The organism is Paenibacillus sp. GP183 (genome assembly GCF_900104695.1).
Classification (GTDB): domain Bacteria; phylum Bacillota; class Bacilli; order Paenibacillales; family NBRC-103111; genus Paenibacillus_AI.
The window spans coordinates 2,620,280-2,645,854 of sequence record NZ_FNSW01000001.1 but is presented as its reverse complement, the minus strand read 5'-3'; the positions used below and the strand labels follow the sequence as shown (position 1 = coordinate 2,645,854).

Genomic DNA, 25,575 nt, shown 5'->3' with positions numbered 1-25,575 from the left:
TATTCACTAAAACTAGGGAGATGGATCAGATGAAGATTACAAAAGTAGAAAGCTTTGTTTTGCACGTGCCGATTACACCGCCGATTACAGATGCTATCAATGTCGCAACACACTGGGGATTAGCCGGCGTTCGCATCTATACGGATGAGGGCTTTGTCGGATACGGTTATACCGGTACTTGTGCCCATGGCGATGATATGATCGTCGATACCATTGATAAATACTATGGTCCGCTTTTGGTTGGAAAAGATCCGTTTATGGTAAGAGAACTATGGGATGACATGCGTTTTGGCAAAATGCACTGGATTGGCCGATCAGGCGTAACGCATATGGCGCTTGCAGCTGTGGATATAGCTTTGTGGGATATTATGGCAAAGGCTTCGAATAAACCGCTATGGCAGTATCTTGGCGGGGCTAGATCTAAACCTATTAAAGCCTATAATACGAACGGCGGCTGGTTGAACTGGTCGAAAGACCGTTTGCTCAAGGATGTAACGGAGATTGTAGAGTCAGGCTTTACCGGTGTAAAAATCAAAGTCGGCAAGCCGGATCCGCGTGAAGATTATGACCGCTGCAAAGCTGTACGGAAGGCAATCGGCGATGAGGTGATCTTCATGATTGACGTCAATCAACAATGGAATATCAATACCGCTATGACCTGGGGGAAAAAGCTTGAAGAATTCAATTTGTTCTGGCTGGAGGAGCCGCTCAATCCTGATGACATTATGGGTCACAAAAAGCTCGCTGACGAGTTAAACGTTCCGATTGCTTTAGGGGAGCATGTTTATAACAAATATGCGTTCAGAGATTATATTCACCAAGGTGCAGTCGAATATTGCCAAGTTGACGTAACCCGTGTAGGCGGTATTACGGAATGGTTGCAAGTGGCAGGCTTGGCTGCTTCCTATGACGTACCGATCTGCCCGCATGTGGGCGATATGGGCCAAATTCATCAGCACCTTGTAGCATCTACGCAAAACGCTATTATGCTTGAGTACATTCCATGGATTCGTCATATATTTGAAGAGCCGGCCACGGTAAAGGAAGGGTACTATGTCCTGCCTCAAATGCCAGGTGCATCGACAACGATTCTTCCTAAATACTTTGAAGAATATCGGATTAGATAAAGGGATGGTGCAATTATGAAACGATATGGCAGTGTTTTAAAGGTTAAGCCTGATATGCTAGAAGAATATAAAACGCTTCATGCTAATGTATGGCAAGACGTTCTCGTGATGATCCACGCGTGCAACATCCGCAATTATTCCATTTATTATAAAGACGGCTATTTATTTAGCTATTTTGAATACATCGGAGAAAGCTTCGAGCAGGATATGGCGAAAATGGCAGCTGATCCAACTACGCAAGAGTGGTGGAAGCTCTGTGATCCATGCCAGGAGCCGCTAGAGACGCGGCGTACAGGGGAATGGTGGGCTTCAATGGAGGAAGTTTTTCATACTGATTGAATGGTATGAAGTTCAAGGGATTCGATGTGCGAGAGCGATGCCTTAAATGGCATCGTTCTTCTATTTTCTGCGAAAGTGGGTTTCTCTGCTTTTACCACAACTTATACATTGACGGAGCAATAGGTTGTTGATAGGATGTTCTCCATAGACACCAAGGGAGAGGACGCATTCCTTGCAGCCAACAAAAAATAAAACATTCTAACACCTGTGCCTGAGGGGATCATTCCTCTCAGGCTTTTCTAAAGAAGAGGAGGAACAGAAGATGGCGATCATCCAATTCCCGAATGGTTTCAAATGGGGGGCCGCAACCGCATCGTATCAGGTCGAGGGGGCTTTTAACGAGGACGGCCGGGGCTTGTCCATATGGGACACGTTTGCCCGTATGCCGGGCAAAGTGCTGAACGGCGACAACGGAGACGTCGCTTGCGACAGCTACCATCGCTATGAAGAAGATATCGCTCTCATGAAAGAGCTGGGCATCGATATGTAGGGCTTGCTGAACGGGTCGCAATTACAGCGATAAAGCGAAGCGGTCGGCAAGTCTGGATAACAGCCATTGCAAAATAGGCAAAAAGAGAACCCGTAGTCTCTTTTCCAGATTCATGACCAGCAGTTGCAGCCCGATTACTGTCTCACTGGTCGTCTGAAGGTGCGCTCGAATACGGCCAAGCCCGTAACTGCGCTTGCCTTCTCCGAACTTGCCTTCAACCGCATTGCGTGCAGAGGCATCCGCTTTGGCGATCCGTTTTTGCTCCTGTTGGTCAACTGAAGGGCGTCCGAGCTGCGGTCCGCTAAGACGAATCCCTTTCTCCTTACAGTAGCGCAGATTCTCACGGGTGCGGTAAATCTGATCGGCCAGCACTGCCTTGGGATAGAATCCAAAGCGGACACGGTAAGCTTCCACGGAAGCTTGCAACGTGATGCCTTCATTGTAGTTGTCCCAAGAAAGCTGCTCACGGAACGCATAACCTTTCACCACGCTGATCGCAAGCTTCGCGCCGAATTCAACGTTTGCTTTGGCTTTGCCGCGTACGATGGGACGGACATGCGGCTGCGAGATACTGACGATCCGATCCGGTGTGCTGTGCGTATGGGAACTGTACATTTCTTGCTGCTGACGATACAGTTCCTGAATGACCATCAGTTCCTTGTACTGCCTGCGCGAGAGCAGGGCCAAGTCGCCGTTTGCAGCAAGCTTAGTCACAATCCGTAGATCGCGGGCGACAAACCGCAATTGTCTGCCTACCGCTTTCCTCATCGTTCGCGGCTTCACGCGCCGCTGCTTGGCAATGGTCAAATACGCTTTTCGGGCGCGCTCGCGGTAGGTTCGCGGCTTTGGTGACTTTCCTCGCTCCGGCTCATGGAGGGTGTCGATGATGTTCTCCAGCTTTTCTCTTGCCTGGTTTAACAGCGACAAGTCCGTCGGGTACGCAATATCTGCCGGCGCACAGGTCGCATCGAGGAGCAACTCGCCTTCGTTGGTAAGCTCCATCTGCTCTGGCGGCTTCTCTGCTGGGTCGCTGACCGCAGGGGAACCTCCGCCTTTGTGATCGTCATCGTCTGACGGGTCTTGAGACTCGCTGCTTTTACGCGATTCTTCGAGCGCGATCCACTCATTCACTTCGTGGATGATGTCACCGCCCAACCGTTTGCGGAAATGCGTCATAAGCGAATCATGAAAGGGACGGCGATATTGGTATTCCGGAAGACCCAAGAAGTACTGCAGATACGGATTCTCCAGAATCTGCCGCAGTGTCTCCCGATCGTCGGTGCCAAGTCGTTCTTGAATGATGAGAGCCCCAAGTGCGACGCGGATCGAGACGGCTTTTTGTCCCTTTAGGCTTCGTTTGAAGTTCCGAGCGTATTTCTCTTCAATCTTCCACCACGGGATTATCTGGGCTAGAAGTACCCAACGGTTATCTTCCGACAGTTCCCCACCGAACGGTAGGAAGAAATCCCCCGGCAGGATCATTTGGCCTTCTGTTCGCTGATACATTCTGTTCGCCTCCATGTGCACGGTTTTTGACGGGGTATCGCCCGTTTTCCATACACTTAACTTCGACAAAAGAGGCGCTAAACCCTTGTTATTACTGACTTTTTGTTTCGTTCAGCAAGCCCTATGTACCGATTCTCTATCGCATGGCCTCGCATTTTCCCAAACGGTACGGGCGAGGTGAACGAGAAAGGCCTGGAATTTTACACCCGCTTCGTTGACGCGCTGCTTGCAAACGGAATTGAGCCGGTGTGCACTCTGTATCATTGGGATCTTCCGCAGGCGCTGCAGGATCAGGGCGGCTGGGCGAACCGAGCGACGATCGATGCTTTTGTAAACTATGCGGAAGTTGTGTTCAAGGCGTTGTCCGGTAAAATCAACAACAAATGGATCACGATCAACGAGCCGTGGTGCGTTTCCTTCTTGTCCAATTTTCTGGGCATCCACGCTCCAGGCAATCACGATTTGCAGCTTGCTGTGGATGTGGCGCACCATCTGCTTGTCGCTCACGGGAAAACCGTGCGCAAATTCAGGGAGCTGGGGCTTGAGGGCGAGATTGGCTACGCGCCTAACGTAACCTGGCTTGAGCCTTACAGCAACAGCCTGGAGGACGTAGAAGCATGTAAAAGGGCGACCGGCTGGTTCGTGGAATGGTTTTTTGATCCGGTATTTAAAGGCAGTTATCCTGAATTTCTTGTAGAATGGTTCCGCGTGAAAGGAGCCGAGGTTCCGATCGCTGACGGGGACATGGAGATCATCAGCGAACCTATTGATCTGCTCGGCATCAATTACTATACGGGAAATGTCGGCCGGTATAAGGCCGGGGCCGGACTATTCGACTGTGAAGATATCGATATGGGCTATGACAAGACAGATATCGGTTGGTTTATTTATCCGGACGGCTTCAAAAATGTGCTTACCTACATTCATTCGCTCTATGGCGATATTCCAATTTATATAACCGAGAACGGTGCTTGTTACAATAACGATCAGGAAAATGGCAGGGTGCGGGACGATTTGCGCATCTCTTACTTACGGAAACATCTGACTCAGCTTCAGCGATGCATCGATTCCGGCATTCCGGTAAAGGGTTATTTTACCTGGTCATTGATGGACAACTTTGAGTGGGCTGAAGGGTACAGCAAGCGATTCGGCATCATCCACGTCGATTATCGCACGCTGCAAAGAACGAAGAAGGACAGCTACTACTGGTATAAGCAGGTGATTGCAAACCAGTGGTTTGAAGCTTAAGGACCCAAGATGGACGCGAAGAAACTCTCTTTGTTTAGTCTCGTCTGGCCGATCATGATCGAGCTGTTCCAGCAATTCATGATTGGAACTGCCGACACGCTCATGGTGAGCCGGATTTCCGATGACGCCGTGGCCGTCGTCGGTCTGTCCAACCAATTTTTCCAATCGGTCATTATGCTGTTCACCCTCGTGAGCGGCTGAGCGGGCATTATCATTTCTCAAAAATTAGGCGCCGGACACCACGATGAAGCAAAATCGGTAGCCGCGATGTCCTTCGCCATTACCCTCGGCATTGGGGTTGTCGTCAGTCTCATTCTGTTCGCCGGACCGCTGTTCTTCGCGAAGGTACTGCAGGCTCCTGTGTATCTGCAGGACTTGACTTCACAGTACATCGGCATTGTCGGCAGCGGCACGATCGTCATGGCCTCAGTGCTGGTGTTAAGCACTGTCATCCGCAGCACGGGAAACACCAAAGGACCCATGCTTGTTGCGCTTGGTATGAATCTTGTGCATATTGCCGGCAATTATATGTTTATTTTCGGTGCTTATGGAGTACCGAAGCTGGGTTTAACAGGCGTGGCAATCTCTACGGTGGGAAGCCGCTTTATTGCGGCGCTTGCTCTTTATTGGATATACAGACAGTCGTTTGCCGCACCTATTCGCCTCAGAGATTATGTCCGCTGCAACATGCGGCTGCTGAGCGAGGTGGCCCGCGTAGGCTTTCCGATGGCGCTCGGCGCTGCTTCTTGGACCATCTCCCAGGTCGTCCTATTTTCCATGGTCGCTACAATGGGAGCCGAACAGCTGGCCGCCCGGACGTATCTAAACACGATGGAGTCATTCTCCTTTACAGCCGGTTGGGCGTTTGCCATGGCGGTTCAAATTCAAGTGGCCACTTTCTTCGGGGCAGGAGAGACAGATAGAGCATTCAAAAGCGCTTATTGGGCTTTGTTATGGGGAGAGATCGTCGTTGTCGTCAATACATTGATTTTATTCCTGTTCGGTAAGGACATTTTATCAATGTTCACGTCCAATTCGGACATTATTAAGCTCGGCGTCGGCATTCTTGTATTTGACTTAATTTTGCAGCCTTTGAAAATGGCCAATATGCCGATGAACAATGCGTTGAATGCCGTAGGCGATAGCCGCTATGTGATGATCGTCAGCATGATCAGCATGTGGGGAGTGGCTGTCGCAGGCACTTACGTGTTCGGGCTCGCCTTTGGATGGTTGGTCTACGGCGTTTATGTCGCGATGATCGCAGATGAAGCGATACGCGCCTTTATTGTTCATAAGCGATGGTTTTCGCGTAAATATATCCCTAAGCAGGAGACGGCAATCAGCGCGTGAAAGCTGTATTGTCCCCTTTTTTAGACTAATCCTAGAGGTGAACCTTCTTGCCAAATTCACAGCACGAGCTACCTGAATCGATGCAAAATATGATCCGTGACGTTCAGGAGCGTCTTGTCCATCGTCCTAAGTTGTCCGCATTGTTTGAGAATTGTTATCCGAATACGTATCAGACGACGTTGAAAAAGCAGCCGGACGGGACGACCTTCGTCATCACCGGAGACATTCCAGCCATGTGGCTGCGGGATTCCGCCGCCCAAGTTCATCCCTATGTCAGTCTTGCCTCCCATGATGAACAAATGCTGGAGCTGCTGACAGGCGTTATTCAGCGTCAAATTCGCTATATTCTCCACGATGCGTACGCGAACGCCTTTAACGAAACGGATAATGTAGCCGGCCATCAAACCGATCTTACGGACATGAGTCCATTGGTTTGGGAGCGCAAATACGAGATCGATTCACTCTGTTATCCGATATGGCTGGCGTACCGGTTATGGACTGTAACGGGCAGTGTAAAGCATTTGAACGAACAATTTTGGCAGGCGGCGGACAGTATCATTGAGCTTTGGACGACCGAGCAGCATCACGAAGAGCGTTCCGCATACCGCTTCGAACGATTGGAGGCGTGGGCGCCTCATGATACACTGTCCCAACGCGGTCCTGTGGCCTATACGGGCATGACCTGGTCGGGATTCCGGCCGAGCGACGATTCCTGCGAATTCGGCTACTTGATCCCCGCCAACATGTTCGCCGTTGTCGTTCTCGAGCATATAGCCGAGATGGCCGAGGCTCTTCGAGCCGACGCCGATCAACGGATCGATCGGGCAAAAAAGCTGTCCGCTCAAATCCGCAGCGGTATCGAAAATTACGGTACTGTCGAGCATCCGGAATACGGGAAGATCTATGCCTATGAAACGGACGGGCGCTCCAACTATATTCTTATGGATGACGCTAATATTCCCAGCTTGCTGTCAAGTCCGTATTTGGGCTACTGCAAGCCTGACGATCTGATCTATTTAAATACGAGAAGGTTCATCCTGAGCAGCAGTAATCCGTATTACTGTTCCGGGGGCATTGCCAGCGGAGTCGGCAGTCAGCATACCCCTCAGGGCTACATCTGGCATCTGGCTCTATCGATGCAGGGGCTAACCTCTCTGGATCCTCAAGAAACGGAACGCATCCTGGAGATGTTGGAACGGACGGATGCCGAAACCGGATATATGCATGAAGGATTCCATGCCGACGATCCGTCTAAGTTTACCCGACCGTGGTTTGCCTGGTCGAACTCGCTCTTTAGCGAGCTTGTGATGAAGTTTTGTGGAATGTAATGTCTTAGAAAAACAGTCAACTATAGAATACCTAACGGTGCTCCCACGGATATCGTTGCTTATAAACGATAACTTCTAAATAAGCCTCTACAACCCATTCGCATGGGAGTAGAGGCTTATTTACTTTTTTGTAAATAATCGTCACGCCTTTAAATGTTATGGCCTCATTGATCGTAGTCACCGAAGTGAAGCAAGAGGATGCGATCGTTGGACCGAAGAATTGTATTGTTCTGCTATCGAGTCTTTTTGGATGATCATTGTAAGAGAAAAGTAGTTTCATAATCATCCAAATTTAGGGTATTTTGTACGCAAAACAACGTAAATGTACCTTTTCGAAAGGGGGAAAAGGTAATAGAATAAACTATAGAAAGCGCTATCATTAATCAATGTCTAACGTAGGGAGTTGTTTTGCTCGTCGCAAGAAAGATGTTCATTTCATGTAGTCCATTCAAATTCCAAGGGAGATGAATTTATGACTCGATTTATGAAAAAAGTGTTTTTACCGATCCTGATAATGCTCAGTCTTATCGTTCAACAGACCGTGTTTTTTTCGCCTGGAAGCGTTGCCAAATCCGCAGAACCTGATCATCAGGACTTGGCCCGGAGACCTTTAATGGGCTGGAGCAGCTACAGCATGCAGGTATACTCCAATAATTCAAACTGGATCAATGCCGCGCAAATCAAAGCCCAATCCGACGCGATGCATCAGAAGCTGCAGGCTCATGGTTACGAATACATCAATATCGATGCGGGTTGGAACGGGGGAACGGATGAATATGGCCGGCCAATGCCGAGCAAGACGTTATACCCGAACGGCCTGTCGGAAGTAATCAATTATGTACATAAAAACGAGCAAAAAATTGGCCTCTATATGATTCCGGGGCTTTCGCCGCAAGTGTACGATGCTAATCTGCCGATTTATGGAACGGCCTGCCATGCCCAGGATATCGCCGTTAAGCCTTTAAGGCAGGCGGATTATTGGGGGATCGGCTATAAAATCGATTTCAGCAATCCATGTGCCCAGGGCTATATTAACTCAATAGCCGATCAGTTGGGGGCATGGGGAATTGATTTTCTGAAATTCGACAGCGTGACGCCGGGCTCGGGCCACAACGATACGACGATCGATGCCCGCGACGACGTCAAGGCTTGGTCCCAAGCACTGGCTCCGCACCATATCTGGTTCGAGCTATCGTGGGCGCTGGACCATAACTATGTGGACACCTGGAAACAGTACGCGAACGGCTGGCGGGTCGACTGGGATGTCGAATGCTATTGCGCCAATAAGGCGTTGACGGCTTGGGGCAACATCGCCCGGCTTTTTCCTGACGCCAATATTTGGTGGCGGGATGCGGGTCCAGGCCACTGGAATGATTTCGACTCACTCGATATCGGGAATGGGGCGATGGACGGCTTAACGAAGGACGAGCGGCAAACCGGAATGTCTCTGTGGTCGATGTCTTCGGCCCAACTATATACGGGGAACGATCTGACCAACCTGGACGATTACGGGGTACAACTGCTTACGAACGATGAGGTGATTGCCGTCAATCAGGCCGGCCGTCCGGCGCACCCAGTATCCATGGCGTCCGACAAGCAAGTTTGGTACGCCAACAACGGGGACGGAAGCTATACCGTCGGACTTTTCAACTTGGGGAGCAGCGCTGCAACGGTTACCGTCAATTGGAGCGATATCGGATTAAGCGGTTCCGCTTCAGTCCGCGATCTGTGGAGCCATACCAATCTGGGAACGTTTACTGATGGCTACAGCTCGGTGAACTTACCTTCGCATGCATCCCGCTTATTCAAGGTCGTCTCCACAGGAGGCATATCGGCCGTTAATGACGACGATACCGGGATATCATATACGGGCGATTGGAAGCGCAACGGCGGCAAAGAGTTGGCGGGAGCTACTCAGAACCTTACTGTTACGGTAAAGGATTCCGTGTCTCAAAACAGTACGATAAGTCCAACTGCGGCAAGCTTTGACAAAATGACAACGAAACAAGCTGATGTCATTACGACAATGACACTAGGCGGCAATACCCTGAGCCGTATCGCCAACGGAGGAACCGCATTGACGTCCGGCACGGACTACACGGTATCAGGCAGCCAGCTTACCATCAGGAAGGAGTACCTATCCACTCTTCCTGTCGGAACCACCAACCTAACGATCTCTTTCAGTGCGGGATCCGCACAGACGCTGGCGATCACGGTAAGCGATACAACGCCGCGGAATAGTTTAATCAGCCCGACCTTGGTAAGCTTTGACAAGAGCGCAACGGCTCAGGCCGATGCAGCTACCGTCCTTTCGCTTAACGGGAACGAGTTGACCGGCATCTCAAACGGCCAAACGGCATTGAGAGCCGGCATCGATTATACGGTGGTGTACAGCAAGGCGATTCTTAAGAAGCAATACCTGGCGACCCTGCCAACAGGGGTAACGAACCTAACATTCACCTTCACTTGGGGAGCAGCCCAAAACCTTGCCGTTATCACTAGCGACACGTCGAAGGGAGCCTACATTACCCTCAACGATGACGGCATCGGAATTGTCTATACGGGTACCTGGAATCGAAGCAGCGGGCGAGGACTAGGGGATTACAAGGATGACGTGCATTGGACCGAGACCAATAATGATTTCTTTGAATATTCGTTTGTGGGAACGGGAATCGAGCTGATCACGGAAAAGGATTCCTCTCAGGGCGACATAGATATTTATGTGGACAACGTCTTCAAGCAAACGATCAGTACGTATAACGCAAGCAGACAAACTCAGCAAACCGTTTACAACATAACCGGATTGTCCAACGGGAATCACACCTTGAAAGCCGTAAAAAAATCTGGATATTTCATGCTGCTGGATAAATTGAGAGTCCGCGTGCCCGACCTGTTCAGCCCTGCTGAGGGGGCATTTGATAAGGCGACAGCGAAACAGGCCGATGTTACGGTAACAACTGTAACGTATACAACGTACGGGACGAACTTAACAGGCATCACCAACGCTGGTGCAACCTTGGCTTCCGGCACCGATTACACAGTATCCGGCAGCCAAATAACGATCAAGAAAGAATATCTTCAGGCGCAATTACTAGGAACTACGAACCTTGCTTTCAGCTTCAGCTCGGGAGCCGTGCAGACTCTTGCGGTCTCCATTAGCGATTCTTCGTCGCCGAACAGCACGATCAATCCAACTGTGGCAAGCTTTGACAAGATGGCTGCGAAGCAGGCCGATGTCGTGAGCACGATGACGATGAATGGGAATACCTTAAACCGCATTGCCAACGGCGGAGCGAACTTGGTATCGGGTACCGACTACACGGTATCGGGCACTCTAGTTACCGTAAAGAAGGAGTACCTTGCCAAACAGCCAGTCGGAACGACAATTTTGACATTCGTTTTCAGTTCGGGTGCGGTGCAAACACTGGAAATTGCGATTGTTGACACGACTCCTCCGAACAGTGGAATCAACCCGACATCCGTAAGCTTCGACATTAATGCATCCAAACGAGCGGATGTTGAAACGACTCTGAATCTGAACGGAAATACGCTTATAGGCATAAGCAACGGGACATCAAAATTGGTGCAAGGAACGGATTACACGAGCTCGGATACGCAGGTAACCCTTAAACAAGAGTATCTGGCAACCCTACCGACGGGCGTAACGAACCTGACATTCACTTTCAGTGCAGGAGCACCGCAGTCCCTTGCCGTGATCGTAAGTGACACATCCAGAGGCCGGTATGTTTCCGTTAACAATGACGACTCCGGGATCTTGTACAAAGGGGCCTGGAACCGAAGCAGCGGGCGAGGACTCGGGGATTACATGGATGACGTGCAGTACACCGAGACCAATGGCGACTCCTTCGAATACGCGTTTACGGGAACGGGTATTGAAGTGATCACGGAAAAGGATGCTTCCCAAGGAGATATCGATATATTCGTGGATGATGTCTTTAAACAGACGGTTAGCACGTATTATAACGGGAGATTGGCGCAGCAAACCGTTTACAATATTACAAGTTTGTCCGACGGACGGCACATCCTGAAGGTTGTAAAGAAGTCGGGAGCCTTCATGCTGCTCGATAAATTGACGGTACGGCTGGCCGACCTGATCCAACCGGATGCGATCACCTTCGACAAAAAATCAACGGCACCGGCGGATGTCGCCATCCAAATGGCGATTGACGGAAATAACCTAAGCAGCATAACGAATGCTAGTATAAAATTGGTGGAAGGCACGGACTACACGGTATCGGGCAGCCAAATCACCCTGAAGAAGGAATACCTGGCCTCCTTGCCGGTTGGAACCACCCAGCTGACCTTCTCCTTCCGGGGGGATTATCAAAATGACGTGCATTACACCGGGACAAACAACGATTCCTTTTCGTATACTTTCAAGGGAAAAGGGATAGAAGTGATTACGCCAAAGAGTCCTTATCAGGGTGATATGGATATTTATGTGGATAACAAGTATAAAAAAACGGTGAGTACTTATAACGCTACTAGGCTGACGCAGCAAACCGTGTTCCGCATTTCCGGCCTTCGGAATGGCAAGCATACAATTAAAGCAGTCAAGAAATCGGGAACCTACTTGTTGATAGACAGTTTAAGATTCATCATACCTTCTCAGGTATCGGATAACGATACGGAACAAGAGATCGTCGATTAGAAAGGTCCGCCACGACAGCAAGCTTCCAATTTACTTACCCGGAAACCATACGACGTACTTTCGAGCCCTTCTTTAATAAAGAAGGGCTCGATTATCGTAAAGGGCTGTTATGATCATGAAGGAACAAGGAAAAGATGCGTTACGATTAAGCTCGAAATTCCGAAGCTGAAAGACCTATCTGGAGTAAGGAAAGAGGATTTCCCGCGAATCGTATCAACGTCCAGCAATATCCGTTCGATTGGCGCCGAGGATTACCTGAATATTCTTCAAGAGACTTAAGATAATGTTGTTTAGGAGAGCGGCGTTTTGAACCCGATAAAATCCCGATCGCTTATTTCTAAGTTGATAGGGATTTTTGCGTTCTTTTCAAAAGCTAACTTATTCATAGATTTGTAATGATACATGCCACAAAACTATGAATTAAAGTCTATTATTTACATAATTTTATGCTTAATGTTATATTAAATAACGTATAATTAGTATAATCTACTATTTATGGAGGTGTTCAATTGATTGAGAGCACAATACCAGAGATGCAGAAAGCGTTGGAATCTGGGAAAATCACCTCGAAACAGCTCGTACAAATGTATTTGGACAGAATTGAAAAGTATGATCATAAGGGACCTTCGATTAACGCAATTGTGATCATTAATCCTAAAGCGCTGGAAACAGCTTCTGCATTGGATCTAGAGCGTAAGCTTAAGGGACCACGTGGGCCGTTGCATGGCATCCCTATTATCGTGAAGGATAATTTTGATACATTCGACCTGCCAACAACAGCCGGCTCAGCCTCCCTGGAGGGCTCTATCCCTCCGGATGATGCGTATATGGTCCTAAAGCTTCGTGAAGCGGGAGCGATCGTAATAGCCAAATCGAATATGGCCGAATTCGCATTCAGTCCTTACGAAACGATCAGCTCGATAGGAGGCATCACGCGCAACCCATACGCTCTGGATCGTGTCCCAGCCGGTTCAAGCGGCGGAACGGGAGCTGCGTTAGCGGCAAACTTTGGAGCTGCGGGACTAGGAACCGATACAGGCAATTCCATCCGCGGGCCAGCTTCTCATAACAGCCTTGTAGGCATTCGACCGACAATCGGACTTACGAGCCGCGACGGAATCGTTCCGTTAAACCTGGCACGAGATGTCGGGGGGCCAATGGCGAGAACAGTAACGGATGCCGCGATTCTCCTTGATGTGCTTGCCGGATACGATAAGAACGACCCCGTAACGGCTTCCAGCGTCGGAAACATACCTGAAACCTACACGAGCTACTTGAAAAAGGACGGGTTAAAAGGAGCACGTATTGGTGTACTCCGGGAGTATTTCGAAACACCCACAGCGGACCCTGAAGTCAAAAGACTGATGGAACAAGCGATTACAGACTTGGAGAAACAAGGAGCCGTTATTGTTGATCCCTTTGTTATTCCCAACCTTACCAGCTTACACAGCAAAACCACGGGAGGCAGCCCGTTCAAATATGAGCTTAACCAATATTTGGAATCCCTCGGCCCGAATGCCATTATGAAATCTCTGGACGATATTATTGCATCCGGCAAGTTCGATCCTTCTATTAAAGAGCGGATGCTGAACAATCAGAAGGCAGAGGGTGCTCCAATGGACGATCCGGAGTACCTGAAAGGAGAGTACCATCGACAGATCTACCGCCAAGCCGTACTGAGCGCGATGGCTGATTACCAGGTAGACACGATTATCTACCCAACGTGGAACAATCCGCCGCGTCTCATAGGCGATTTAACTAGTCCGGACGGCAACAACAGCAACTTGATGAGTCCGCCTACAGGCTTCCCGGCGATCACTGTTCCGATGGGGTTCAGCTATGATAAGTATCCAGCAGGATTGCAAATATTAGGAAAGCCATACAGCGAAGGTACATTGATTCAATACGCGTATGCGTATGAACAGGCCACCCTGCACCGTCACCCACCAATCTCCACTCCCTAAAAAATAATGCCAAAAAGCTGACGCTTGAAGTTAAAGCGGGTCAGCTTTTTTTACCTGTTTGTTAGTCAAAGCGAATATTATGGATCCGAACATTAGTTGAGAAGGCATGATCTATAAGGGTTTTGAGTGAGGGGATAGGGGAGTTGGGGACGGATTGGGGACGCAAGTATTCGCATATCCAGTTGTTTTTCAAGGTCTTAGTTTATCAATAGCGCTAGTAGGTCACTAAGCTATACCAGCTAATAGCTTGTCAACATTTCCAGCGTAGCTAAGCAAGTTCATATGCTATAGTGAAAAGTAAGCATGCCAAATAATCCTCCATTTACCTTGAAAATTACCGATTACTGGATTCATTTGACATTCTCCCATAAGTGAATTTGCCGGCAGCCCCTAGACCTTCTTGTAATTCCATAGCATCGCTTGTTATACGGGATTTGTGTCCCAACCAGAACATGGTAGCAACAAGTAGGGGGTGAACAATACAGAGGTCGGGATCAAGTCCCACGGGCAGGTACGTTCGACCCGGCTACCTCCAATCCTCCAACTAAAATAAAAGGATAAACCAGAAAGAATGGTTGATCTCAAAATACGAACGGGCAGTTCTATTCGTCGGAATACATGACCCCGATCGAGATGGCCTTGAACTACGTGAAAAACGTACTTTGCTTCTGGGGTCTCAAAAGGCCCTGAGGTTATCGTCATTGAAGACCACAACCAATATCAAGACCGTTCGGTGGAAATTATCACATCCAGATTGAGCAGAACTGCTGAACTAGCAGCAATTTTTTAATCCTGTACATTTCATTGGTAGCGGGATTTGGTGTTTCTCCGCTTTCGCCAACGAAGAATGGAACGAAATCATCGGTTCCTTGGGCAGTATTCGCTTCTCCACCTTTGCGGAAGCACCTGTGATATTAAACACGGCTGCAGGAACGGAGCAATGGGAGATCGACAATCCGAAGCACATCCAACAACCTTTGATTCAATCGATCGTTAACGAATTGCATGGCATTGGCACATGCCCGAGCACAGGCGAATCCGCCGCACGGACAAGCCGTATCATGGATGCCTTGCTTGCTAATTATTACAAATAATCCGCGATATGTTCAAATGCAGAATTTAGAACTTTCCGCTAAAAATAAAACTCGTCTATCAAAAAGAGCGCTTCTCACCGGAATTTAGAATGAGGAGTGCTCTTTTGTGCAATCTTTGATTTTGTACACGCATTTCTGATCACCTTGACGCTTCGTAATATGACCGGTTCCTTTATCATCGGAATTTAAGATTCTCCTTAAGGCAGCCCTGCTGGTTATTTCACAGCAGGGTTCTTTCTATTTTCCGCTACGAAATTATTTAGTTACATCCGATGTTCCTTACGTTGCTTCTTCGGCTTCCGAAATTGTTTATACATCGCGACACAGTATAACAATATATTCATTTTCTGTTTGATATGATAGATATGCGCTTTGGTTTATAGTATTTCCACAAACTAGATTAAGATGGAAAGGAGCGAAATAACCTGCTGCAAATCATTATGAAATCGATTTCATTCTAGTGACAAGGAGGATTCAAAGCATGTTGAAACGCAAAATTTCAGCCGCCATGGCCATTGCGCTTGTCTGTTCAACTTTTGGGGGGTTGGTGCCCGCATCGACCGCTTCCGCAACTTCCAAATCCGCACTGCTTCCCTATTATGACGCTTCCCTCCCGGTTGAAACCCGTGTGGCCGACCTGCTGTCCCGGATGACGCTGGAGGAAAAAGTCGGGCAAATGGTACAGGCGGAGCGGGCATCGGTTACACAGGAAGACGTACATACGTACAAGCTTGGCTCCGTTCTAAGCGGAGGCGGTTCTTTCCCGAACGGCAAACAGGCGGACAGCACAAGGGAAAAGTGGGCGGATTTGGTGGATTCCTATCAAGCCGCCGCACTGTCCACGAATCTGGGAATTCCCATTCTGTACGGCGTCGACGCCGTTCATGGGAACAACAACCTGATCGGGGCGACCTTGTTCCCTCATAATATCGGGCTTGGCGCGACGAGAGACCCGGAGTTGGTCCTGCAAATCGGGGCGGCGTCAGCGATGGAAATCAAGGCAGCCGGAACGAACTGGGCTTTTGCCCCTACGATCACGGATCCGCAGGATGTCCGTTGGGGCCGTTCTTATGAAGGTTTCGGCGATAACCAGTCTCTTTCGGCAATAATGGGTAGCGCTTACATCCAAGGGCTTCAAGGCAAAACGCGCGAAGAACTGAAAAGCAGCGATAAGGTGGTCGCCACCGCGAAGCATTTTCTCGGGGAAGGCCTGACGGACAACGGGGCCAACCAGGGCAATGTGTCGATGATGACGGAACAGGAGGTTCTGAACCTGGATCTTCCGATGTACAAAGCGGCAATCAACGCCGGCGCCAGAACCGTCATGGTCTCCTACAGCAGCATCCAAGGACTCAAAATGCATGCCAACAAACGGATCCTGACGGACGCCCTGAAAGGAACCGGACCTGGGCAGTTGGGCTTTACCGGTTTTGTTATCACGGATTATAACGGGGTGCATCAGATTACGAAAGACTGGAATGGCAACCCCGTAAGCGGTCTGAAGGACCAAATTGGTGTTGCGGTCAACGCGGGCGTGGACATGCTGATGGAACCGAGTGACTGGAAAATCAGCATTACTTACCTGAAGCAGCTGGCGGAAGAAGGCAAGATCGCCTTGTCCCGTATCGACGACGCTGTGATGCGGATCCTAAGGGTCAAATTCGAATCAGGCGTTTTTGAGCATCCGATGACCGATGAGAATTTGGCGACCGCTTTCGGTTCGGATGCGAACCGCTCACTCGCCCGCCGGGCGGTACGGGAATCGCTTGTTCTCTTGAAGAACGATAAAGTGAATGGCCAGCCGATCCTTTCTCAATTGAAGAAAATGAACAAGATACTGGTCGCCGGCAAAAGCGCCGATAATATCGGTCTTCAGTCAGGCGGCTGGTCGATCACCTGGCAGGGTAAGTCTGGCAGCATTACGCCGGGAACGACTATTTTGGAGGGCATCAAGAATACGGTCCGAGGCTCGAAAACCGTGACCTACAACAAGCACGGCCGCGGAGCCGCGGGTCACGACGTGGCCATCGTCGTGATCGGCGAGACGCCGTATGCGGAAGGGAATGGCGATAATCTGGGTGCGCTGAAGCTGGACGAGGAGGATCTGGCGACGCTGCAGAACGTACGGGATGCCGGCGTTCCGGCGGTTGTCGTGCTCGTATCCGGAAGGCCAATGATCATCAATGATCAGCTTACGGATATGGCCGGAATTGTGGAAGCATGGCTTCCGGGCACGGAAGGACAAGGCGTGGCCGACGTCCTGTTCGGCAGCTACGATTTTAAGGGCAAACTGCCGGTCCGCTGGCCGTTCTACACCGAAGCCTATACGGTGCCTAAGGCTGGGCAACGCAATTTGGATCCGAAATACATCCTGTTCGACTACGGCTACGGGTTGACCAAAACCAAGGAAACGCCTGCCCTTCCGGCCATTCCGGAACAGCCGGGCAAACCGCCGTACCAGAAAGTAGAGGCGGAAGATTTCATTGCTCAACAAGGCATTCAGACGGAAAACACGTCAGATGTCGGCGGCGGGCAAAACATAGGATGGACGGATCCAGGCGACTGGATGGAATATTTGATTAACGTCCCCGTCTCCGGCTCGTTCGATATCGATTTCCGCCATGCGGGCCAAGGTGACAATACCGGATTCGATATACTGAACGCTTCCGGAACCAAAATCGGAGAATTGTCCGTCAACAATACCGGAGGATGGCAGAACTGGCAGACGACAAAGGTGAAAAACGTCCCGCTGACGCAGGGCGTGCAGAAAATCAAGCTCGTGCTCAAAGCGGGAGGCTTGAATTTCAATTGGTTCGGTTCCACCGGCTTCTCCCCGGCAGCCCTGCCGGGCAACGGAGGCGGAGCCATTTCGGAGCAGCCGGTCGTGGCCGCCGGCGCCGTAGAAAACTGGGTGACCGCGGAACGCGATTCGATAAGCAAGAAGTGGTATTATGGCCCCCGCTGGCAAGCTGGCGACAAGAGGCTGGAACAGCAGGCCAATCTGAATATCACGGCTTTAGGAACTGATCCAGGCGCCACGACGATCAACATTAATCCTCGCAAGGAGTATCAGTCGGTGATGGGAATCGGAACGTCGATGGAAGAATCCACGGTTTACAACCTGGTCAAGATGTCGCCCGCCAAGCAGGAGGAATGGCTGAAGAAGCTGGCCAGCAAGACGGAAGGCATCGGCATGAGCATGGTCCGCGTCACGATCGGAACGGCCGATTTTACGGCACAGAAGTTCTATACCTATGACGACATGCCTCCGGGCCATACCGACCCGGCGCTGGAGCATTTTTCGATTCAGAAAGATATCGACTTCGGCATCGTAGGTGCTTTGAAGAAAATGAAGGCCATCAATCCGGGCATGAAGATTTTCGCTTCTCCCTGGAGTCCTCCGGGTTGGATGAAGACGACGGACAGCATGATCCGAGGCCAGGTCAAGGACGAATATTTGCCGGTCTTGGCTGATTATTACGTCAAATACATCCAGGCTTATAAAGCTCAAGGGATCGACATCGAAGCGATGACGCTGCAGAACGAGCCATTGCTGGAGATTGATTATCCCAGCACGAAGATGCCGTGGCAGCAGGAAGCCGAACTGGCCAAGCTGCTGAAGAAGAAGCTGGCAGCCGCGGGTCTGGACGTGAAGCTGTGGATCTTCGACCATAATCCGGGCGATACGATGAGCTATCCCGCCCCGCTGCTCGCCGTGCCGGAGAACCGGGACGCGGTAGAAGGGACTGCGTTCCACGACTATGGCGGTGACCTTGCGCTGATGTCCCAATTGCACGACATGTACCCCGACAAAAACGTGTATATGACGGAACGCGCGGTATGGGGAACGGAAGGTACGGACCGAATCGCCCAATATTTCCGCAATTGGGCGAGAAGCTACAATTCGTGGGTCGCGATGCTCGACAGCGACATTGCCACGCATCAGTGGGTCGGCACGCCGGATCCGACAATGCTCGTCCAAGATTCATCCGACCGTAACAACTACTGGCTGACGCCGGAATATTACTTCCTGGGCAACTTTAGCAAATTCGTGGAGCCCGGGTATATCCGGATCAACAGCGATTACGGCTCCAAAAACAAGGTCACGAACGTTTCCTTCCTGAGTCCGGATAAGAAAACGATCGTTACGGTCGTGATCAATCAGACGAATGACGAGCAGACGTTCAAGCTCGTGAGCGACGGCACGCAGATCGCGGCGAAGCTGCCAGCGAAATCGGTCGCTACGTACCGCTGGAAACGCTTGGTCGATCCATCCATACCGGACAAAACCCCTGTGCTGACGGCGGAACCGAATACGCTGGATTATGGCGTGGACGGCAAAACTGTCCTGCTGAAGCTTGCGGGCGGAACCTTTGTTCCGGACCAGCTGGGCCAGATTACGCTTTCGGGGGAAGCAGCCGCCAAGGGCATCACCGTGACCAGCGTGACATACGGTAACCCGAATCAGGTTGCCGTCATGGGCATCACTGTGACCGGTCAGACATACGGTAATCCGAATCAGGTTGCCGTCAAGTTGGCTTGGAACGGGACGCCTTATTATGGCAACTTGAAGCTCACGCTCAACGTCCCGCCTTCCGCTTATACCGATTCGACAGGCGGTGAGATGCTGTCGGCGAGCGTGAATTTGCAAGGAACTGTCTACAAGACGAATCCTAAGGCGCTCCCGGGCACCATCACCTCTGACGATTACTACCAGCTGTCTGGTGTGACCGCCGGAGCGGGCAGCATCGCCGACTTCGGTCCGGGCGATTGGGCGGATTTCAAGATAAACGTTCCGAAAGAAGGTAAATATGCTTTCACGGTCAAGGCCAAGTCGCCGAACGGAAGCATCTTCCGGATTTCCCCGGACGGCACGACTCCTGTCACCGTCACCATCCCGTCCCTGTTCGGATCAAATGCCTGGATCGGGGCTCGCACGACGGTTGATTTGAAAGCAGGAGTCCAGACGCTCCGGATCGCCGGCAGCGTCGGCGCGTTCGACCTGCAGGAGATCGCTGTTCAAGAGGTGCTGCCGCAAATGGCGGGAACGGACGGTATCCTGAAGGTAGAGGCTGAAAGCTTTACCCAAGCCGGTCAGAATGTAATCCAGTATGGGGGAGTTGTCAACAACCTCGGATATACCGTAGCGGGAACCTACATGGATTACTTGATTACCGTGCCCGAAACCGGTTATTACGCGGTAAAATACCGCTATGCGACGGCACAAAGCGGAGTCTCCATGTCCCTCGCTTCCGGTGGACAAACGAAAGCGACGACAGGACTTCCGGGCACCGGCGACTGGGGGAACTATACGCAAGTCACGGATATTGTGCAGTTGAACGGAGGCACGCAGACAATCCGTCTCACAATACTCGGAGACGGCACCAACTTGGACTGGTTCCAGTTGGAAAAAGCGGATGCGGGTTCGATTAAAGGCGGCAAAGTAGCCACTCCCGTCATCAACGGTAAGAACGGAAATCAGGAGTACGGACATCAGGACAATCCGCATGCGATCAAGTTGTCGACGACTACAGCCGGAGCCGTCATTAATTACACGACGGATGGCTCTCTGCCGACCAAGGACAGCGAGATCTATTCAGGGCCAATTAACGTGAAACAAGGCGCTGTCATTCGTGCTATCGCCGTCAAAGAAGGAATGGCGGACAGCTACGTGGTCTTCTATTCAAACAATGAAATTCCCTACTCGGCCGATATCCCGGAGCGGAATTTCGAACGTTAATCAATTGCACCTGCAAGACAGTAATAAGGCCCGCGTACCTCTGAATGAACGGAGGCGCGGGCCTTTTCTTGCGGCGCCGCGTTAGCCTAAGAGCGTAGGGAATCGAACAATGTTCTTGTCAGAAAATACCCGACAGAAGTTTAAGCATTCAGGAGTTAGAGGAATTTATCCCCAATTAATCGAAATGCACACCTAGACGCGCCATTTTTTACAATTACAATAAATGTTAAAAGATAACCGATCGGCAACTGAAGAGTTATGGACAGGGAAACCTGTCAGAATCTTAGTGATATCACATTTCCGTTCTTGAATAGAATCTTAATAACTAGATTGCTAGGGATCATCGTACATGGGGTTTCGACGGTGTCGATATTGACTGGGAATACCCGGTTAGCGGGGGACTGCAGTCTGGATCACCCGATGATAAAACAAACTTCACCTTGCTGTTGCAATCAATGCGAAGCGCGCTTGAATCGGCAGGTTCGGCAGATGGCAAGCATTATTATTTGACCATTGCGGCCGGTGCAGGACCGAGCTATATCCAAAATACGGAATTAAGCAAAATTCAAAAAACCGTTGATTGGATCAATTTGATGTCCTACGATTATCATGGCGGTTGGGAGACTTTAAGTAACAACAACGCACCGCTTCATTTTGATCCGAATGACAAGTCGACAGACGCTTCATCCTACTATGTAGAAGCATCCGTGAAGTATTTCAAGAAGGCTGGAGTACCCGCAAGCAAATTGGTATTGGGACTTCCTTTCTATGGACGCGGGTGGGGAGGATGTCCATCAATCAATAACGGACTATACCAGACATGCTCAGGAGCATCCTCTCAAGGAACTTGGGAGGCCGGGATATTTGACTTCTCCGACCTCCAAGCGAATTATATCAACAAAAACGGGTATACGAGGTATTGGAACAGTAATGCGGGTGTTCCTTATCTATATAATCCAAGCAATGGAGTGTATATCAGCTATGATGATGCACAATCCATCGGTCTAAAAGATAATTACGTGAAAACTAAAGGATTGGCTGGAGTCATGTTCTGGGATTTGAGCTCCGATCGGAATAAAATATTGGAAACACAAATCGTGAGTGATCTAGGAAATCCTTAACATGTTACACTCTTACACTCTTCCTGCCCTGTATTGGGTAGGAAGAGTTTTTTCTTGATCAACCAGATTATCACCCCATCACATGCCGCTGGTCGCGATACTCCTGTGGGCTGACGCCTTCCATTTCCTTGAAAACGCGGCTGAAATGCTTCGTGTTCTCGAAGCCGGCCATTTCGCTAATTTCGTAGACTTTGTAATCGGTCGTGGTGAGTAGTTCCCGTGCCCGGTCAATGCGCAGCTTTTTCAAATAGTTAACGAAGCTTAGGCTCGTGTATTCCTTGAAGGCCTGGCTGAAGTACGAATAGTTCAATGACACATGATTCGAAACGATCGTCATGTTGAGGTCCTTCCGATAGTTGTCCTGCATATACTGCACGGCTTTCTTCATCTCTTTATGATCAATGTGGAATGTCTTCATGCTGCGCACATAAGCATTCAGCCGGTGAAGCAAGCCCTCCACGCTATGGAAATAATCATGAAAATAGGTAAAGTTCGAGATATCCCCGACCTTCTTAAACAGCCGGAGTATTTCCACGGACTCGCCCCCGTACACATGGAATACTTTATCGAAAACATGCTCGTTGAAAGCCCGGCTCACGGCTTCCAGATAGGCGATATCGAACCGGGTGACCGTCTTGATATCGAGTACTTCCATGAGCAGCGCCGTCATTTCCTTATCGCGGTCGGTTCCGAGCATATTGGCTATTTTCTTGATTGTTTCCATCGGGATGACGAAGCTTCGGCTCTTCTGGCTGATATTCTCGAAACGTACAACGCCAGGGATAGAGAGTAAGAACGTATATTTCAGCGCCTGCTGCGCCTCTTGATAAGCCGCCAGCAGACGAGTCACTCCGCGGGTAGGAACGCTTAAGCCCATACTGTAGGTGAAATATCCCGAACCGGCAATGCGCTCCGCCAAGTACTGAAAGAGCTCCCCATTCTCGGCAATCAGCACGATCTGGTTCTCCTTGTCCCCAACATGCGCACGCCGTGTACGAAACTTTTCAGGGGCGTTCCCAATCTCCGTCTGAATGCGAGCCAAAAACTCGGCATGACCCATCCCTTGGACAGTTCCTCTGTATTGCAATATACCGAGCTGGAATCCCTCATCTATCCACTGCATCTCGATGCCGAGCAATCTGCTTCGCAGGTCATCTTCACCCATATGAAGGGATCTGAGCAGATAGCTGAGCTGGCTCTCTTGAAAAGCCTCCCGCTGCTGATTGGAGTTGGTTAACTGCTCATTAATCTGCTCCTTCTGCTTGATCTCCTTCTCCAGACGCAGCAAGGTACGGGATAGCTCGTCACGGACAATCGGCTTGAGCAGGTATTCCTTCACCTCGCAGCGAATCGCTTCCTTCGCATATTGGAAGTCATCGTGCCCGCTGAGAATAAGGACTGCAGGCTTCGGATCCAGCTCCTGTATCCGGTTAATCAATGCGATACCGTCCATGACGGGCATGCGGATATCCGTAATCACGATGTCAATGGGCATATGCATCAGCAGCGCCAAAGCCTCTTCTCCATCGTCGGCGAATTCGAACGCATAAGTGTCCGGGAACTCACGGGCAATCATCGCTCTCAGGCCGAGGCGGATATTTTTCTCATCATCAACGATAAGCAATTTTCTCATCAACAGACAGCCCCCCGGATAAAATTAGATAAGGCAGCTTCATCCTCACTTGGGTATAAGCGCCCTCCGCACTTTCGACATGAATGCCGTACTCATTCCCGTAATACATCTTAATTCGCTGCGTCACGTTGCGCAGACCGATGCCATTCCCTTCATTGTCTCCTGTAGACTTATGCCCGTACTTATTATAAAAGGGAGCATCTTCCATGCTGATTTTCTCATGCAGCTCACCCAGCTTTTCAGGCGACATGCCTGCACCGTCATCTGTCACTTCGATGAGCATCGCATCGTTTTTTTGGCAAGCTCGAATCAGGATCTCGATGCCTTCGCGTCTAGCCCGATCCGTGTTCATTCCGTGCTTAACGGCATTCTCAACGAGAGGCTGGAGCGACATTTTCAGCACTTCCTGCTCTTGATAGCCTTCCGGGATGTCCAGCTTCAGCTCCAGCTTATCGTCATATCGGATATTCATAATGGCGATATAATTCTGGATATGCTGAATTTCGTCCCGCAGCCGGACATGATCGTTCGACCACTTCAGACTGTAGCGCATGAGCGCGCCGAGAGAGGTTAACGCATCGGAGATCACGTACTGCTCTTCGACTTCGGCCAGCATTTTCAAATTTTCCAACGTGTTGTACAGAAAATGGGCGTCGATCTGATTCTTGAGCGAGTTCAGCTCGGCTTCCTTCGTAGCAGCCTGCTTGTTCACAGCTTCGACGATCAGCTCGTTCATCTTCTTCAGCATTTGCCGGAAATGATGGGCGAGCTCGCCAACCTCTCCGCCTGCGTCCATATCGATCTGCACATTCAGATCGCCACGGCGCACTTTTTTCATCGAATCCCGCAAAATGGACAGCTTCTTCAAAATCAGAGATTGCAGGAAGTAAGTAATGATCGACAAAAGCGCGATGAGGACAACAGCTGCGGCGATGAATAGATTGCGGGTATGCTTGATTTGCGTAACCGGGGTTTCCAGTGAAACCACATTCAGCAGATGGGCCCCAAGTTGATCAATCGGCGTGGAGAGGCACAGATATGGTGCATCCCCTACAGTAAACGTAAAGCTTGTGGCCCCCTCATGCGGGTGTGTATCCCAATCGCGATGAAGCTGCTCCAAGTTGATGTCTTTAAAAAATTGGTTTCCCTTATCCGTGAAAATTCGCCCCAAGCGGTCCACAACAAGCATATGGGACTGTCCGTCCTGAATCGGACTGAATGCCTTTTGAAAAAATTTATCAATGAGCATATCGACTTGAAGAATACCAACATGCGTATCATTCGGATAATAGATTTCTCTAAGCAAGGACACATAAGTCCACGTTAACTCCGAGTCTCCGTTTTCCCTCTGCATTATGTCTTTCTCATCCTGCAAAATTTCCCACCAAACCGTACCTTTTTTCGCTAAAACGTTCTTATACCAGGCTCTGCCTTCAATTCGGCTTTCGTTAAAGATGACCGGCCAAATCTCTCGCGTTCTTGGATTATCCGTGAATAAGCGCACGTTTGTAATGTTCGGATTGTTGAACATCAGCCTTTGCAAATTTGAAAACGTATTCATATTAAAGTCTACAAGCTCGGGAACCTCAAGCTCACGGACGCTTTGTAAATAATTAATGACCTCTCTGTCGGCGATGGACAGCTGGGCAGTGCGCCCCATGGTTTCAATATTGTTGAGAATGTTAGCTTTCTCGCTCTCGAGTAAGTATTGATTTTTTTTGAGTGTTTCTTGAATCGTATTCTGATAAAAGCCATTAAACAGATACCACGAGAACAAAATGATGGGAATTAAAATAATAAAAATATAAGCGCCGATTAATTTCACCTGAATCGAAATACGATTCGTTACCTGCGTAAGCCGCATTCTCCACTTGCGTAGAACGTTCGCCATGCCATCACTTCCAGCCTCTCCAACTCTAGTCCTCTTCTCTTAATATACCATGTGACGGACGCAGGACAAGCA

12 protein-coding genes and 4 pseudogenes are annotated in these 25,575 nt (G+C 49.9%); 13 read left to right on the top strand and 3 right to left on the bottom strand.

The window, feature by feature from the left end; genetic code table 11:
• Positions 1-29 precede the first annotated feature (29 nt).
• The 3 genes and pseudogenes from BLV33_RS13040 to BLV33_RS13030 form a co-directional block, all read left to right on the top strand.
• Positions 30-1,127 carry a mandelate racemase/muconate lactonizing enzyme family protein gene (locus BLV33_RS13040; RefSeq protein ID WP_090791990.1) on the top strand — a complete coding sequence of 366 codons (1,098 nt, stop codon included), beginning with the start codon at positions 30-32 and terminating at the stop codon, positions 1,125-1,127.
• Positions 1,128-1,142: 15 nt separating this feature from the next.
• Entirely contained in the window at positions 1,143-1,466 is a 324-nt protein-coding gene (locus BLV33_RS13035; RefSeq protein ID WP_090791988.1) for an L-rhamnose mutarotase, read from the top strand.
• Between the two features lie 262 nt (positions 1,467-1,728).
• Positions 1,729-1,947, top strand: a pseudogene (locus tag BLV33_RS13030) (family 1 glycosylhydrolase); the annotation flags it as partial.
• Between the two features lie 30 nt (positions 1,948-1,977).
• Here the strand turns inward: BLV33_RS13030 and BLV33_RS13025 are convergent.
• On the bottom strand, positions 1,978-3,462 hold the full coding sequence (locus tag BLV33_RS13025) for an IS5 family transposase (protein WP_090791981.1): 1,485 nt from the start codon (positions 3,460-3,462) through the stop codon (positions 1,978-1,980).
• Positions 3,463-3,585: 123 nt separating this feature from the next.
• On the opposite strand from BLV33_RS13025, the gene BLV33_RS13020 reads away from it, so the two are divergent.
• The 10 genes and pseudogenes from BLV33_RS13020 (at position 3,586) to BLV33_RS12980 (ending at position 21,979) form a co-directional block, all read left to right on the top strand.
• Positions 3,586-4,710, top strand: coding sequence for a GH1 family beta-glucosidase (locus tag BLV33_RS13020; RefSeq protein ID WP_090798906.1), 1,125 nt, complete (start codon positions 3,586-3,588; stop codon positions 4,708-4,710).
• A 9-nt stretch (positions 4,711-4,719) separates the two neighbouring features.
• A pseudogene (locus tag BLV33_RS13010) lies at positions 4,720-6,060 on the top strand (MATE family efflux transporter).
• Between the two features lie 80 nt (positions 6,061-6,140).
• Positions 6,141-7,388 carry a glycoside hydrolase family 125 protein gene (locus BLV33_RS13005; RefSeq protein WP_090798904.1) on the top strand — a complete coding sequence of 416 codons (1,248 nt, stop codon included), beginning with the start codon at positions 6,141-6,143 and terminating at the stop codon, positions 7,386-7,388.
• A gap of 472 nt (positions 7,389-7,860) precedes the next feature.
• Positions 7,861-12,060 (top strand): X2-like carbohydrate binding domain-containing protein, encoded by a 4,200-nt coding sequence (locus BLV33_RS13000; RefSeq protein ID WP_090791971.1) that lies wholly within the window; start codon positions 7,861-7,863, stop codon positions 12,058-12,060.
• Positions 12,061-12,210: 150 nt separating this feature from the next.
• Positions 12,211-12,339 (top strand): annotated as a pseudogene (locus BLV33_RS30715) (alcohol dehydrogenase); the annotation flags it as partial.
• A gap of 230 nt (positions 12,340-12,569) precedes the next feature.
• Complete coding sequence (locus BLV33_RS12995) at positions 12,570-14,024, top strand: amidase family protein (protein WP_216234751.1); 1,455 nt, start codon at positions 12,570-12,572, stop codon at positions 14,022-14,024.
• 603 nt (positions 14,025-14,627) lie between these two features.
• Positions 14,628-14,814: pseudogene (locus tag BLV33_RS30015) on the top strand (FMN-dependent NADH-azoreductase); the annotation flags it as partial.
• Between the two features lie 118 nt (positions 14,815-14,932).
• Complete coding sequence (locus tag BLV33_RS12990) at positions 14,933-15,118, top strand: hypothetical protein (protein ID WP_139305735.1); 186 nt, start codon at positions 14,933-14,935, stop codon at positions 15,116-15,118.
• 481 nt (positions 15,119-15,599) lie between these two features.
• Complete coding sequence (locus BLV33_RS12985; RefSeq protein ID WP_090791962.1) at positions 15,600-20,858, top strand: glycoside hydrolase family 3 N-terminal domain-containing protein; 5,259 nt, start codon at positions 15,600-15,602, stop codon at positions 20,856-20,858.
• A 329-nt stretch (positions 20,859-21,187) separates the two neighbouring features.
• On the top strand, positions 21,188-21,979 hold the full coding sequence (locus BLV33_RS12980; RefSeq protein WP_090791958.1) for a glycoside hydrolase family 18 protein: 792 nt from the start codon (positions 21,188-21,190) through the stop codon (positions 21,977-21,979).
• A gap of 70 nt (positions 21,980-22,049) precedes the next feature.
• On the opposite strand, the gene BLV33_RS12975 is transcribed toward BLV33_RS12980, so the two are convergent.
• Positions 22,050-23,612: a response regulator gene (locus BLV33_RS12975; protein WP_090791954.1), complete on the bottom strand. Its 1,563-nt coding sequence runs from the start codon at positions 23,610-23,612 to the stop codon at positions 22,050-22,052.
• Positions 23,590-25,503 (bottom strand): cache domain-containing sensor histidine kinase, encoded by a 1,914-nt coding sequence (locus tag BLV33_RS12970; RefSeq protein WP_090791951.1) that lies wholly within the window; start codon positions 25,501-25,503, stop codon positions 23,590-23,592. Before BLV33_RS12970 ends, BLV33_RS12975 begins: the two co-directional genes overlap by 23 nt.
• Positions 25,504-25,575 lie beyond the last annotated feature (72 nt).

Coding starts and splice junctions, on each gene's coding strand:
- BLV33_RS13035 (WP_090791988.1), top strand. CDS start 1,143: ATGAAACGATATGGCAGTGTTTTAAAGGTTAAGCCTGATATGCTAGAA.
- BLV33_RS12975 (WP_090791954.1), bottom strand. CDS start 23,612: ATGAGAAAATTGCTTATCGTTGATGATGAGAAAAATATCCGCCTCGGC.
- BLV33_RS12970 (WP_090791951.1), bottom strand. CDS start 25,503: ATGGCGAACGTTCTACGCAAGTGGAGAATGCGGCTTACGCAGGTAACG.
- BLV33_RS13040 (WP_090791990.1), top strand. CDS start 30: ATGAAGATTACAAAAGTAGAAAGCTTTGTTTTGCACGTGCCGATTACA.
- BLV33_RS12985 (WP_090791962.1), top strand. CDS start 15,600: ATGTTGAAACGCAAAATTTCAGCCGCCATGGCCATTGCGCTTGTCTGT.
- BLV33_RS13000 (WP_090791971.1), top strand. CDS start 7,861: ATGACTCGATTTATGAAAAAAGTGTTTTTACCGATCCTGATAATGCTC.
- BLV33_RS13005 (WP_090798904.1), top strand. CDS start 6,141: ATGCAAAATATGATCCGTGACGTTCAGGAGCGTCTTGTCCATCGTCCT.
- BLV33_RS13020 (WP_090798906.1), top strand. CDS start 3,586: ATGTACCGATTCTCTATCGCATGGCCTCGCATTTTCCCAAACGGTACG.
- BLV33_RS13025 (WP_090791981.1), bottom strand. CDS start 3,462: ATGTATCAGCGAACAGAAGGCCAAATGATCCTGCCGGGGGATTTCTTC.